The organism is Alkalicoccus urumqiensis (assembly GCF_002993335.1).
In the GTDB taxonomy this organism is placed as follows: domain Bacteria; phylum Bacillota; class Bacilli; order Bacillales; family Salisediminibacteriaceae; genus Alkalicoccus; species Alkalicoccus urumqiensis.
Genome location: NZ_PVNS01000003.1, coordinates 284,588 through 298,566, shown reverse-complemented (window position 1 = coordinate 298,566; position 13,979 = coordinate 284,588). Strand labels below are relative to the sequence as shown.

The 13,979-nt window shown below is 54.1% G+C and carries 13 protein-coding genes; 4 read left to right on the top strand and 9 right to left on the bottom strand.

Annotation, left to right across the window (positions count from 1 at the left end; genetic code table 11):
* Positions 1–756 precede the first annotated feature (756 nt).
* The 5 genes from C6I21_RS04750 to C6I21_RS04730 all read right to left on the bottom strand — a co-directional run bounded on the left by C6I21_RS04750 (position 757) and on the right by C6I21_RS04730 (position 5,545).
* Complete coding sequence (locus C6I21_RS04750) at positions 757–1,140, bottom strand: RidA family protein (RefSeq protein WP_105958294.1); 384 nt, start codon at positions 1,138–1,140, stop codon at positions 757–759.
* 10 nt (positions 1,141–1,150) lie between these two features.
* Positions 1,151–2,107 carry a type I pantothenate kinase gene (gene coaA, locus C6I21_RS04745; protein WP_105958293.1) on the bottom strand — a complete coding sequence of 319 codons (957 nt, stop codon included), beginning with the start codon at positions 2,105–2,107 and terminating at the stop codon, positions 1,151–1,153.
* A 156-nt stretch (positions 2,108–2,263) separates the two neighbouring features.
* Positions 2,264–3,118, bottom strand: a complete 855-nt coding sequence (locus C6I21_RS04740; RefSeq protein WP_105958292.1) for a transglutaminase family protein — start codon at positions 3,116–3,118, stop codon at positions 2,264–2,266.
* Positions 3,119–3,141: 23 nt separating this feature from the next.
* Positions 3,142–4,092, bottom strand: coding sequence for an alpha-E domain-containing protein (locus C6I21_RS04735; protein WP_105958291.1), 951 nt, complete (start codon positions 4,090–4,092; stop codon positions 3,142–3,144).
* The gene (locus C6I21_RS04730) at positions 4,085–5,545 is read right to left on the bottom strand and encodes a circularly permuted type 2 ATP-grasp protein (protein WP_105958290.1); all 1,461 of its coding nucleotides are present in this window, start codon (positions 5,543–5,545) and stop codon (positions 4,085–4,087) included. The genes C6I21_RS04735 and C6I21_RS04730 overlap by 8 nt, the downstream gene beginning before the upstream one ends.
* Before the next feature lie 159 nt (positions 5,546–5,704).
* Here C6I21_RS04730 and C6I21_RS04725 point away from each other — a divergent pair, with 159 nt between their 5' ends.
* The 4 genes from C6I21_RS04725 to C6I21_RS04710 all read left to right on the top strand — a co-directional run bounded on the left by C6I21_RS04725 (position 5,705) and on the right by C6I21_RS04710 (position 8,669).
* A complete protein-coding gene (locus C6I21_RS04725) occupies positions 5,705–6,871 on the top strand; it encodes a M20 family metallopeptidase (RefSeq protein WP_105958289.1) in 1,167 nt (388 codons plus the stop codon).
* A 35-nt stretch (positions 6,872–6,906) separates the two neighbouring features.
* Positions 6,907–7,266 (top strand): PilZ domain-containing protein, encoded by a 360-nt coding sequence (locus C6I21_RS04720; protein ID WP_105958288.1) that lies wholly within the window; start codon positions 6,907–6,909, stop codon positions 7,264–7,266.
* Positions 7,266–7,928, top strand: a complete 663-nt coding sequence (locus C6I21_RS04715; protein ID WP_105958287.1) for an aspartate/glutamate racemase family protein — start codon at positions 7,266–7,268, stop codon at positions 7,926–7,928. Before C6I21_RS04720 ends, C6I21_RS04715 begins: the two co-directional genes overlap by 1 nt.
* 75 nt (positions 7,929–8,003) lie before the next feature.
* Positions 8,004–8,669, top strand: coding sequence for a type 1 glutamine amidotransferase domain-containing protein (locus tag C6I21_RS04710; protein WP_105958286.1), 666 nt, complete (start codon positions 8,004–8,006; stop codon positions 8,667–8,669).
* A 229-nt stretch (positions 8,670–8,898) separates the two neighbouring features.
* Here C6I21_RS04710 and C6I21_RS04705 read toward each other — a convergent pair whose 3' ends face one another.
* The 4 genes from C6I21_RS04705 to C6I21_RS04695 all read right to left on the bottom strand — a co-directional run bounded on the left by C6I21_RS04705 (position 8,899) and on the right by C6I21_RS04695 (position 13,798).
* Complete coding sequence (locus C6I21_RS04705) at positions 8,899–10,089, bottom strand: ISL3 family transposase (protein WP_181186095.1); 1,191 nt, start codon at positions 10,087–10,089, stop codon at positions 8,899–8,901.
* Positions 10,090–10,198: 109 nt separating this feature from the next.
* Positions 10,199–10,648 carry a hypothetical protein gene (locus C6I21_RS16375; RefSeq protein WP_181186094.1) on the bottom strand — a complete coding sequence of 150 codons (450 nt, stop codon included), beginning with the start codon at positions 10,646–10,648 and terminating at the stop codon, positions 10,199–10,201.
* Between the two features lie 295 nt (positions 10,649–10,943).
* Positions 10,944–12,593, bottom strand: a complete 1,650-nt coding sequence (locus C6I21_RS04700; protein WP_105958284.1) for a glutamine--tRNA ligase/YqeY domain fusion protein — start codon at positions 12,591–12,593, stop codon at positions 10,944–10,946.
* Positions 12,590–13,798, bottom strand: a complete 1,209-nt coding sequence (locus C6I21_RS04695) for a class I SAM-dependent rRNA methyltransferase (RefSeq protein ID WP_105958283.1) — start codon at positions 13,796–13,798, stop codon at positions 12,590–12,592. Before C6I21_RS04695 ends, C6I21_RS04700 begins: the two co-directional genes overlap by 4 nt.
* Positions 13,799–13,979: the final 181 nt, after the last annotated feature.

Sequence of the window (13,979 nt, the reverse complement as noted above, 5' to 3'; positions counted from 1 at the left end):
AGCAAAGAGCAGCTTTCGTCGGCAGGGCCTCCAGGACTGGTCGCTCGTGACCAGGGCGCTTCCGCTTTTCGGGCGACTGCGCTTGATCCCACCGGCGTCTCTGCCGAACGCTTCGAAGCGCAGTAAATATAGAGATGAAATACGAAGGATTTATAGCAGAAACGATGTTTATAAGGTAATGATGGTCTCTTCCAATTCGATTGAATGACAGTATTCTTTGCGCAAAAGGGATCGCTTCTAACAAGTGTTTTCTTCCTACCTGCCGAAAACCGGAGGCCGTCGACTCCAGGAGGATCCGAACGAGGCGAAAATCCACGCCGCGTCAAGCGGCTGAAAGCACGAGCGGAGCAGGCCTTTGGTTTAAGCCGCAGGGCAGCGATTTTCTGCCATGCGGCGCGGTCGCGCGAAACCGTGCTTCTTGTAATGGAAGTATTGTCCAGCTGCAGCACCCACTCGCTCGAGGTTCCTTCACCCCTGCCGAAGAAAGCGAAGATCAGCTTTCGTCGGCAGGTCTTCCAGGACTGGTCGCTCGTAAGCAGGGCGCTTCCGCTTTTTGAATTCCCTCCGGAACGCATACGGCTGCAGGTGCAGGCAGAAAGCGGGTACCTGTTCAACAAACGTCTCTTAGCTTTTAAGACCAGGCGGTATCTGCCTGGTTTATTTTATCATCCTGTGCATCTGCCGTCGGCTGGCTGTGCCCGTCAGTAGAAAAAGAGCCCTGGTCTGTGGAAATCCGCAGATCAGGGCTTTACCTAATTATGCTTCTTTTTTGGCAATCACTTCGATCTCCACAAGGGCATCCTTCGGCATTTTGGAGATTTCGATCGCGCTGCGTGCCGGATACGGTTCGTTTAAGTACGAGGCGTAGATCTCGTTGACAACGGCAAAGTCTTCGATGTTGCGGAGGAAAATGAGTGTTTTAATAATTTCATCATTGGAAGAGCTGGCTGCTTTCAGAATCGCCATGACGTTTTTCATGACGCGGTGCGCCTGATTTTCCAAGCCTTCCACCATCTCGCCGGATTCCGGATCGAGACCGATCTGTCCGGAAGTATAAATAAATCCGTCCACTTCGACCGCCTGGGAGTAGGGGCCGATCGCTTCCGGCGCTAGATTTGTGTGAATGATGTGTTTTGTCACAGTATCCCTCCTAAATTTTTCTCATTTTAATCTGGTTAACGAGGTGATGTCCGCCTTTACGGAGAATAAGGTCCGCCCGGTTTTTCGTCGGCCGGATATTTTCTACGAGGTTCGGATGGTTGATCCGGTTCCACACGCCGGCGGCGAAGGCTTCCGCCTCTTCGTCCGACAAATCAGCATACTTGCGGAAATAGGAGTCGGGATTCCGGAACGCCGTTTCCCGGAGCTTCTTAAACCGTTCGATGTACCAGGAAAACACATCCTCTTCATCGGCATCCACGTAAATGGAAAAATCGAAGTAGTCGGATACCGACACGCCCTCTTCTGGATCCGCTCCTTTGTGGCGCGGCGGCTGAAGCACGTTGATGCCTTCGAGAATAACGATATCCGGCTGTTCGACAACCTGCGCCTCGCCCGGCTTCACATCGTACGTAATGTGGGAATATACCGGTGCTTCCACACGCGGCTTCCCGGACTTTACTTCTTCAAGAAAACGGAGCAGTGCTGCCACGTTGAAGCTTTCCGGGAATCCTTTTTTATCCATAATGCCGCGCCGCTCGAGCTCGGCATTCGGGTAGAGAAATCCGTCTGTCGTGACAAGATCCACTCTCGGATGAAGGTCCCATTTGGAAAGAAGCGTCCGCAGTACGCGGGCAAGCGTGCTCTTGCCGACGGCGACACTTCCGGCGATGCCGATGATATACGGCACCTTTTTCTCCTGCTTCTTCAGGAAAATCGAACGGCTCCGGTACAGCTCCTGGGAGGCATCCGCATGCAGATGGATAAGCCGTGTCAGCGGCAGGTAAATATCTGCAATCTCCTCCATATTCAGGACGTCATTCAGCCCCTTTACCTGCTGGATCTCCTCCGGGTCCATCTTCATCGAGTAAGATTCCCGGAGCGCAGCCCACTCCGCGCGGGAGAAGGTCATAAACGGCGAAATGTTCTCTACGACTCCTTTATTCATACCTATCCCTCGTTATTCCATCAAAGTTGGGAGTCCCGCCCGCGCTGCAGCATCCGGACTCCCTTCAGAAAAGCTGCAGTAATCGCTTTCCCGATTATATCTTTCTGCAGCCGAAATATCCACCTTTCTGACAAAGAAAGTGGAAAACAGCGGGCGTTAATGCTGCTCGAGCAGCTGGACGCTCACCTTCACGTCCAGCGTATGCTGTCCGCCGCGGTAGACGCCCTGTACCGGGCTCGTGTCCTCGTAATCGCGGCCGACACCGACGCGGATGTGCTGCTCCAGCGCTTCGACGTTGTTTGTCGGATCGAGTCCGACCCAGCCGATGCCCGGGATCATGACTTCCACCCAGGCGTGCGTCGCCGCGTCGCCGACGAGCGCCGAGTTCTCCCCGACATAGAGGTAGCCGCTCACGTAGCGTGCCGGAAGTCCTTTGGCGCGGAGAATGCCAAGCATGACGTTGGCATAATCCTGGCAGACGCCGCGCTTTAAATCAAACGCGTCGACCGCACTGGTGGATACATTCGTCGCCTCCGGATCGTAGCTGAAGCGGCTGTAGACAAAGTCGAGAACGGAAAGGGCGCATTCCACCGGGTTCGACAAATCGCCGAGCTCCCGTTTTACTTCCTCCTTCTGATCCGGCCGGATATACGTCGGAGCGGTATCGGCAAGATATGCGAGATAGTGGGAACGGAACAGGTCCGATTTAAAAATCGTTTCCATCTCGGGCGTATACTGCACCATGCGCACAAACGGGCTTTTCTGAATGCTCACAACCGACGTCGTTTTCACGAGCAGTCGCTGATGCGGCTCTGCGATAAAAAAGCTTTCCACCGTATTGCCCCAGATATCGGTATTTTCTTTTGTCAGGGTCACTGGTTCGATGGTGGGTGTATAGGAAAGAAGACGCTGGCATTCATCCGTTCTCGGCTTGAGCCGGATCCGGTTCAGGCTCTGGTCGACCATCGTTTCATAGGTGAAGTCGTTGGTATGTTCAATCTGGTATTTCATCAATTTTACGCTCCTTTTGTCCTTCAGACAAAATAGTACGTGCTGGCAAAGACAGATGCAAGCCGGTTGCAGTCGTTCTGAAACCGGTCGAGAAACGGTCCGATGTCCGCGCTGTCCATCTGCTGGAACTTCATTTTTACAAATTCGTCCGTGACGTGATCAAGCGCCTGGAACAGCTCCTCTGAATAATGGGATACCTTCCCGCCTTCCAGCTGCATGACCGCTTCTCTTACGTGGTCCATGCAGTATTCGATGGAACGCGGAAACTGTTCGTAGGAAACGAGAAACGGAAGCACATGCTTCGGTTCCATCGTCGGCGGAAACCGCTTCAAATATGCATCGTACCCGTTTAAAAACTGCAGTGCGCTCAGCCAGTAATAGTAATGATCCGTCTGCGTCTCTTCTTTCAGCTGCGTCGTTTTCTCACAGACGACGTTTAACACACGCGCCGTTTTCTCCGCACGTTCGATCCATTTGCCGACTTTAATGAAATGATACGGCTCTTCGCGGAGCATGGAAGATTCAATCACTCCCTGAATCATAAACGAAAGGCGCTTCGTCTGCTGGAGAAATGCCTGAATATCGCGGATGGACCACGCGTAAAATTCCTCATCCCGGAGAGTCAGGTACTGTTCATTCAACAGCTCCCACAGCTCCTCGGGAATATTATCCCGGACGGAGCGGGCGTTGTGACGTGCGTTCTCCAGGCAGTTGACAATGGAGTTGATATTTCTCGCATCAAACGTAATATACTGGGCGATCGGGCGGGCCTCGCACGCGTCATACATACTCCTGTATTCTGTGACCGATGAGCAGATTTCCAGCACCGCCTCCCAGTCGTCGGTGGCGAGCTTGCCGTATTCCGAGGATTCCAGCGCGTTGATAAGCCGCGACTCCAGCACGCGCGCATTGCTCTCCGCACGCTCCATGTTGCGCGCCATCCAGAATAAACTTGCAGCAACCCGGCTAAGCATTCGGCACCGCCCCCTTCTTTAGTACCCATGTATCTTTTCCGCCGCCGCCCTGGGAGGAGTTGACGACAAGCGAACCTTCCTTGAGTGCGACACGCGTCAGTCCGCCCGGAAGCACGTGGAAATCATCGCCGCCGACTGCGAATACACGGAGGTCGACGTGGCACGGATAAAACCGCTTCTTCTGAAACGCAGGGGCTCTGGAAAGCTGGATCGTCGGCTGGGCAATATACTGCTCCGGGGTCTCTTCAATTTTCTGCTTAAACAGCTCGATCTGCTCCGGAGATGCCTGTGGTCCGATCAGCATATCGTAGCCGCCGGAGGCCCCGACGTTTTTGACGACGAGCTCCTCCAGACGCCCGAGCACATCGCGCCGTACGTCCTCATCACGGAGAAAATACGTATCGACATTCGGAATCATCGGCTCTTCGCCGAGATAGAAGCGGATCATCTCAGGGACGTACGCGTAAATTTCTTTATCATCTGCGACGCCGTTGCCGACACCATTCAAAATGGCTACGTTCCCGTTCCGGTAAGCCTCCATCAGCCCCGGCACACCGAGCTCCGAGTCCGGATTGAATTCCTCCGGATCGATGAAATCGTCGTCAATGCGGCGGTAAATAATATCCACCCGCTGCAGGCCGCGGACCGTTTTCATGTAGACGGCTTTATCCTTTACGAGAAGGTCCCTTCCCTCTACAAGCTCTATCCCCATCTGCTGCGCGAGGAAAACGTGGTCGTAATAGGCCGAATTATACATTCCCGGCGTTAAAAGAACGGCCTGCGGCGCGTTTTTCGACGGACTGTTTTCCGGCACGTGGCTTAAGAGTGCTTCGTGCAGGTGGCTCATCTGATGCTCCAGCGTGCGGATATCGTGCTCAAAGAAAAATTCCGGAAAAACTTTCCTCATGACGAACCGGTTCTGATAGACGTAGGAAAGTCCCGACGGATTGCGGAGATTGTCCTCGAGTACCCGGTACACCCCTTCGTCACCCCGGATCAGATCGATGCCGGCAAGAAAAATACGATTATCATTCGGAACCTCAAAGCCGCCCGCCTGCTTCCGGTAGAAATACTGATTGTTTTCCACCACCCCGCGCGGCACAATGCCCTCATGTAAAATCCGGCCCTCGTTATACACGTCCTCGAGAAACAAATTCAGCGCCCGCACGCGCTGCTTTATTCCGGCTTCAATGCCGCTCCACTGCTCATCATCGATAATGACCGGAACAAAATCAAACGGCATCGTCCGCTCCGTCCCGCCCTCCTCGTGATAGACCGTAAACGTAATTCCCTGACGTAGAAAGCTCAGCTGCGCTGTTTCATGCTTCTCATGCAGCTCTTCCTGGTTCATTTCCAGAAGAATCCGGTGAAACTTCTCATAGTGAGGCCGCGGCTTCCGCACATCCGCCATCATCTCATCGTAGAAATCTTCAATCGAATACGTCTCCAGCATGCGCACCGCTCCCTGTTCTGTATGAATTTTCTTACTATTTTCATTATACCTTTTTTGGAGAAAATAACCTACTACTTCTCTCCTTCGGCCACCGCTTGCCCGCCGGCAGGAAATTACGGTAAAGTAGAATCAGAATCCCACCAAAGGAGACCGTCCACCATGCGCGAAACCATTACCAATACGATCGAATCCGCCCGAAGCAGGCTGTACGAAACAAGCCAGCACATCGGACACCATCCCGAACTCGGGAACGAAGAATACGAAGCCAGACAGGCACTCACCGCCCTGCTTGAAGCATACGGCTTCACCATCGAAGACCTTCCCGGCCAGCCCGAGACTGCCTTCAAAGCCGTCTACACCGCTGAAAAGCCCGGCGCCCACATCGGTTTTCTCGCCGAATACGACGCCCTTCCCGGCCTCGGCCACGCCTGCGGCCACAACCTCATCGGCACCCAGAGCGCCGCCGCTGCGATCGGCTACAAATCCATCGTCGAACAAACCGGCGGGACGATTACCGTCTTCGGCACGCCTGCAGAGGAGACAAACGGTGCCAAAGTTACGATGGCAGAAGACGGCCTGTTCGACCATCTCGATGCTGCATTGATGGCCCATCCTTCCTCCGATTACGTCAAAAGCGGCACGTCGCTTGCCATGGACGCGGTGGAATTTTCGTTTCACGGACGATCCTCGCACGCCGCTGCCGCACCGGAAGCAGGGATTAATGCGCTCGACGCGGTGCTTCAGCTGTTTCACAGTGTCAATGCGCTCCGCCAGCACGTCACCCCGGACGTACGGATGCACGGCATCATTACACACGGCGGCACGGCCGCCAACGTCGTTCCGGAGTTTGCGCAGGCACAGTTTTACGTCCGGGCTGCCAAACGGAGCAGCCTGAATCCGCTGGCGGAAAAAGTGAAGGAATGTGCCCGTGCCGCCGCTCAGGCAACCGGCGCCACGGTGGAAATACGCAACTACGAATATTCCTACGATGACATGAAGACAAATGAAGCGCTGTCGAATGTATTTACGAAACAGCTGCATACGCTCGGCGTCCGGCGGGAAGATATATTTGAAGAGGAAGATGGCAGCGGCTCGCTGGACATGGGTAACGTCAGCCAGCGGTGCCCTGCTCTCCATCCGTATACAAAGATTTCATCGAAACCGATTATTCCGCACACCGATGCCTTCCGGGAGGCGGCGCTGAGTGACGAAGGTTTCGAGGGGATGATGCTGACTGCAAAAGCACTTGCCCTTACCGCGATGGATGTCGCCGTTAATGAAGATGTCCGCCGCGCTGTGCACCGGGAATTTCACGCCTCCCGGTAACCTGAGACTGTTCTCTTTGGAAAGGAGACACTTTTATGCCAAACCGACGAAGACAGGAAGCATTCCGCTATGAATTCGGTACACCGCACGATACGAGTTTTTATATCAGCCGGTTAAAAGGTAAAGAACACCACTCCAAAAACGGCCGTGGGGTTCTCATGAATATGAGTCCAGGCGGCCTCCGTCTGCAGACGGAGCTCGATCTGCCGGAGAAAGACTGTGAGCTGACGTTTGATATGACGATTGCCGGCACCCAGCTTGAGCCGGCCGGCGTCATCGTCTGGAAAAAGCAGGTGGCCGGCCGCTGGCTGTACGGCGTCGATTTCCTGGAGGATACAGAGACAGGATCGATTCTGTTTGCACTGAAACAGTTTGCCCGGGAGCAGTCTTCGTGATGCTCGGACTTCTTGGCGGCATGAGCTGGGAATCTTCAGCGGTGTACTACCGGGAGCTGAATACGCGCTGGCAGAAGGTGTACGGTCCTTATTCCGCTGCGCCGGTCGTAATGACGAACGTCGATTTCCCGGCGCTTCTGGACCGGCAGCGGCACGGAGACCGAAAAGGGATGGCGGAGGTCCTCCTCCCGGCGCTGCATTCGCTTCGCGCGGCCGGTGCGGACGCGTGCGCACTCTGCTCCAACACGGCACACCTCGCACTGGAGGAGCTTCTGCCGCAGGCACCGCTTCCCGTTTTATCGATCACGGAGGCCGTGCTGGAAAATGTTCAGCCGGAGACGACCGACATGCTGCTTCTCGGGACGGAGGAAACGATGACATCCAGGCTGTACCATGAGCCGCTTGAAGCACGCGGGGTGAACGTACATATACCGCCTGCCGCAGCCAGAGAGCGGCTGCAGCGGATTATTTTCACAGAGCTTGTGACAGGGACGCTGACCGATGTATCCCGGCGGTTTATTCAGAAGCAGATGCAGGGGCCGTGGGATGAAGTGCTCCTCGGCTGCACGGAGCTTCAGATGGCCGTCCCGCCTGCTTCCGGCGTGCTCGATTCCACCAGTGCGCATATTGATTCCTGCTTCCGGTTTTTAATGGACGGATAATTTTTCTTGTTTGAAGGAGAACGTTCCGGGGAAGAAGTCAGCTGTAACCTGATACGCAACAGGAGGATGAATAACATGAGTAAAAACGTACTAATTGTCGTAACAAGCGCAAATAAAATGGGAAGTAACGATACCGGCCTCTGGCTGGAAGAATACGCTGCTCCATATGTCGAATTCGTGCGTCAAGGCTATGACGTCACGGTACGCAGCATCGAAGGCGGCCAGGTGCCGCTCGACCCGAACAGCCTTCCGGAAAAGGACGTACTCGAATGGCAGGAGGCGGAAGCCAAACTGACCAACACGCAGGCACTCTCCAATGAAGATGTGAGCGCCGGATTCGACGCGGTTTACCTTCCCGGCGGACACGGCACCGTCTTTGACTTCCCGGACAACCTGCTTCTGCAGCGCCTGATCCGCGAACACGCAGAAAAAGGTGCCGTTATCGGCTCTGTCTGCCACGGCCCGAGCGCCCTCGTCCACGTCACGCTCTCCGACGGCACACCGCTCGTCAAAGGTAAAAAAGTGAGTGCATTTACCGACGCGGAAGAAAAAGAAATGGGGCTGGAAAACGCCGTGCCGTTCCTGCTGGAGTCCACGCTCCGCGAAAAAGGCGCTGCCTTTGAAAACGGCGACAACTGGAGCGACTATTCCGTCCGTGACGGAAAGCTCGTCACCGGACAGAATCCAATGTCCAGTGAAAGCACCGCGAAAAAAATGGTCGAAGCACTGGAAGACAAGTAAGAAAAAGTTTTGAAGCTCCCCGCGCGGAGGGGAGCTTCTTTTGGTTTCTTTATGAAACAGGAAGCCGGTTTCTGAGGGCCACTGAAAATCTCTCGATTTTAATTGAACGAACGTAAAATCATAGAAAAAAGACGACCAATTTTCATTTTTTTGGATTTGGCCGTCTTTTTTGGTTCTCCACAGTGAAATGTGTTGATTTCTGCCTCTAATGTATGATTTCTCTTTATTTCTAAGCGGGAGCACGACACTCCATTCGAATCCGGAGATCGAAGTGATACCTATTCGGACATCCATAACTGCGCCGTTTCAGCGTTTTAATCAGGTTATTCGTACCTTCGAGCCTGGCGTTCGTCAGCTTAAACATGAAGTGATTCAAGATCTCCTGTTTCCACTTCAGAATGGTCTTCGTGATGGATTTCGTGGCGCTTGCTCCCTCAAACAGATAGTGATTACACCAGTTCTCCAGAGCTTCTTTCGCTTTCTTAAAACGCTTGGCTCGATACACGTCCCGGAACTTCTGGAGCGCGACCCACTGTTTTTTCCATTCGGGATTCTCTTCGAGCCAGAGGCGGAGGTTCGCTTTCTCCTCTTTCTTCAAGTACTTGGGATGGGACATCAAAAGCCTGCGTTGGTGTCGGATATTCTTGTGGCTGGTTCCGTTGGTTCCTTCCATTTTCTTCGCGCGATCCAGAGCTTGCGTGAACAACTGGATCACATGGAACTTGTCGACGACGACAGTGGTCTCCGGCCATATCTCGTGGACGGTCTGCGCCATACCGGGAGCCAGGTCGGTAACGATAACCTCTAGTGCCTGAAATGGATACCGGCGCAGTCCTTCCTGGATGCGCTCCCGGCTTTTTCCCGGGTGCGTCTGCCACACATGACCCGTATGGGCATCCTGAAGAGCGACACTGTAGCTGTGCCCACGTTTATGAGCAAACTCATCCATGCACAGCGCTGTCGGTGCTTCGTAATCAGCAGGACGCGCCACGGTCTCTTCCGCATACGTGTAGAACCAGGAAGCCACCGTCGACGGCGGCACCGTCATCTCTCTGGCGACCGCCTCGAAGGACTGACCGATACACTTTCTGGCGATCATCTGTTTAAAATGCTTCGTCACGTTCCCACGCAGCGGTATTTCCGGCCATTCGACTGTCCAGGTGATCCCACAATCCTCCCAACGCTGGCGGTGGACAGGAACACGGATGTAAATAGTTTCCTGCGTGGAAATCCAGGCATGACGCAGGGTACGCTCCTTGTTTCTGGCATGATTGATGCTCTCCTGAAAACATAACGGACAAAGATGGCTCTGTGGCTTTGGTTCCACGCCGAGGATCCAGCCATTCTCTACACGTTCTCCTTCATCATTCAAGACAAACGTTGGTAGGTGCAGGATATCTGTAGTAAACTGTTTGTACAAGCAGATCTTCCTCTCTACAATGTTTTGGTTTCGTCACTTTAAACATTAGAGGAAGATTCTGCTTTTTTCAATGTCAAGCACACTTGATTAGGGAGAACCTCTTTTTTTGTCATGGAACTCTTTTGACCACTTTCATGCTTTTTATCCCAGGCTCAATCAGACGAAACGAAAGACGAGGAGGCCTGCGGGAAAAGCATGAGGTGAAGACCCCGCAGAACATCCAAAGGATGTTCGAGTAGGCTGAGGCCATGCCCGCGGCAAGCTTCCGTCTGTAGTGCAGTCTGATTTCACTAATTGAAAAGGTTAAAGTTTCTTTTCGTAAATCAGATTGTGTAATAAAAAAGAAACTCTCCATGTAGAGAGTTTCTTTAATAGAGACTTTTTCAGTGGCCTGGGTTTCTGCCCGCGCTGTTTCGGCAGCGGACAGCGTGGACGGTTCTGAAAAATGCGCAACAGGACGGTGCGCTATCGGACCAGCACGGGCCGGCTGCGGACCACGATGACTGCGAATCGGAACAACATCAGCTTTTACCGGACCAAGCGCTGTGTATCGGACCACATTCAGCGTAAATCGGAACAGGTTCCGCCCCGTACCGGACCAGAAAACACATCCCCCGGACCAACGGCCTCCCTCTGCCTGCAGCAGCAGCCTCCATATATGTTCCTGCAAATACAGAAAAGACCGGCTGGCGGGCCGGTCTTTTCTGTATAGTTATCGCTGAACAATGTTTCTTTTAAAGAAGCACGGCTCCGCGCGGCCGCGCCGCAGGACAGAAGAGCACTGCCCTGCGGCTCAAACCAAAGGCCGGCTCCGCTCGTGCTTTCAGAGACCGGCCGGTGGGCCGGTCTCTTGCTTATTTCAGTTTAAACGAACTCTTCAGTTCCACGATGCGGTTGAAGACGAGCTTCTCGTCCGTGGCTTCCTCCGGATCGACGCTGAAGTAGCCGTGACGGAAGAACTGGAATTTGTCGTTCGCTTTCACGTCTTTCATGTTCGGCTCGACAAATCCGTGCTTCACCGTGAGGGATTCTCCATTGACGAAATCAAGGAAATTGTCCCCTTCGGCTTCATCATCGATCAGCGAATCGTACAGGCGGAACTCCGCCGGCACGGCCTGGGAAGCTTCCACGTAGTGAAGCGTTCCTTTCACTTTGCGGCCGGTAAAGCCGGAGCCGGATTTTGTTTCCGGATCGTACGTGCAGTACAGCTCGGTAATCTGTCCGTTTTCATCCTTCTTGTAATCGTGGCAGTGGATGAAGTAGGCGTGCTTGATGCGGACTTCGTTATCCGGAAACAGGCGGAAGTACTTCTTCGGCGGATCTTCCATGAAGTCTTCGCGCTCAATGTAAATCTCTCTGGAAAACGGAATTTCCCGCATGCCCATCGATTCGTTCTCCGGATTGATGTCAGCCGGCAGCCATTCGAGGCCGTCCTCCGGATAGTTCGTGATGATCACTTTGATCGGATCAAGCACTGCCATCGTCCGCGGTGCTTCGAGCTTCAAATCTTCGCGCAGGAAGTGCTCAAGCATGCGCACATCGACGAGGTTGTCTGCTTTGGAGACGCCGATTTCCCGGCAGAACTGCTTGATGGATTCCGGCGTGAATCCGCGGCGGCGGAGTCCGGAAATCGTCGGCATGCGCGGGTCGTCCCAGCCGTCCACGTAGTTCTCGTCGACGAGCTGTTTCAGCTTCCGTTTGCTCATCACCGTGTTGGTCAGGTTGAGGCGGGCAAATTCGATCTGCTTCGGCTCAGCATCGAGTTCCGCGTTGGCTATGACCCAGTCGTACAGCGGGCGCTGATCTTCAAACTCCAGTGTACAGAGGGAGTGTGTCACGCCTTCGATCGCATCCTCCAGCGGGTGGGCGAACGAGTACATCGGGTAGATGCACCACTTGTTTCCGGTGTTGTGATGCTCGGTATGCGAAATCCGGTACAGCACCGGGTCACGAAGGTTCATGTTCGGCGAGCTCATATCGATTCTGGCCCGGAGCGTTTTTTCCCCGTCGCCGAATTCGCCGTTTTTCATCCGCTCGAACAAATCGAGGTTCTCTTCGACACTGCGTTCCCGGGAAGGACTTTCCTTTCCCGGTTCCGTGAGCGTGCCGCGGAGTTTCCGGACTTCCTCCTGTGACAGATCTTCCACGTAGGCAAGCCCGCGCTTAATGAGGCTGACCGCCTGGTTATACATCTCGTCAAAGTAGTCCGAAGCAAAGCGGACCGCCTCCGGGTCGTAGCCGAGCCATTCAATGTCCCGCTTGATCGATTCGACGTATTCCTTGTCTTCCTTCAATGGGTTCGTGTCGTCAAAACGAAGGTTCGTTTTCCCGCCGAATTCATCGGCGAGTTCAAAGTTTAAGACGATCGACTTTGCATGTCCGATATGCAGGTAGCCGTTCGGCTCCGGCGGAAAACGCGTGACGATCGTATCGTAGGCGCCGGACTCCATGTCTTTCTCCACAATCTGCTTAATAAAGTGGGTATAGTTGTTTTCTTCGGTCATAATAGGCCTCCTTCGGCAGATTTTTCGATCAGATGCACTTTCAGGTAGTTGCCGTCCGGATAGTCCGCATCGACGCGGAAATCTTCCGGCAGACGGAACGTCGATTTAATCCGCCCAGTCGTTTCTGTTTTTTCCATCGCTTCGTAGATAAACGCCCGGAATTTCTTCGGATAGAGGCCGGCGTGGTTCGTGGAGGCGGCCACGATCCCTCCAGGTGCTGTCAGCTGGAACGCCTGCTCCAACAGCTTCCCGTAATCTTTCACCGCGGAAAACGTCGTTTTCTTCGTGCGGGCAAAGCTCGGCGGATCGAGGATGACGACGTCATACTGCTCGCCGCGCTGGATCGCCCGGCGGAAATACGTGAACACATCCTCAACGAGAATCTGGTGGGACGCGGGATCCAGACCGTTCACTTCAAACTGCTCCTTCGTTTTCTCCAGGCTCCGGTTGGCCGCATCGACATTGACGGTGTGCCCGGCGCCGCCGAGCGCGCAGGCCACGGAGAAAGCGCCGGTATAGGAAAACGTGTTGAGTACACGCGCGTCCTCCGGTACCGTTTCCCGGAGCGTCTGCCGCACGTCGCGCTGGTCAAGAAAGAGGCCGGTCATGGCGCCGTCGTTTAAGTAGACCGCAAACGTCATGCCATTTTCTTTCACGAGAAGTGGTTCAGGTGCCCGCTCTCCGGTAACGAAATCATCGTCGGAGACATAGCCGCCCTCGCTGGAGAATCGCTTTTTTTCATACACGCCGACCGCATCGGTATTTTGAAACAGCAGGTCGACAATCGTCTTCTGCCACGTGTAGGCGCCGGCGCTGTACCACTGGAGAAGATAATAGCCGTTGAAGTAGTCGATCGTGAGACCGCCGAGGCCGTCCCCTTCACCGTTTAAAATACGGAATGTGTTCGTTGTTTCATCCATAAACAGCGATGTCCGGCGGCCGAGTGCGACGGCGAGTTTTTTCTGGAACAGACGCTCATCGATCGGCTCGTGCTCTTTCTGGGTCAGCACCCAGCCGAGCCCTTTATTCTGGCGGCCGTAGTAGCCGCGGCCGAGAAACGTGCCGTCTCCGGCTTCCAGGCGGAACGGTCTGCCTTCCTCGGTGAGAATCTGCGGGTTGGCGCAGGCCTCCTCCGTGATCAGTGGGTAACCGTCCTCGTATTTTGGGACGAAATCTTTTTTAATGCGTAAAATCTGCTCTTCCATGATGGCTCCTTTCGCCGTGTCGGGGTAAAATTGCACACAAAAAAACCGCACGTTCCCTGCCCTGCGGTTGTACGACGTATCGCTCTCCCTCTTTTCCCATTTGAAAAAAGGCAGAGCTAGATCTGCTGCTGTTGTCGGCGGATAGGCGTATTCATGGAAAACCCGCTCCTTCTGCTTTGTG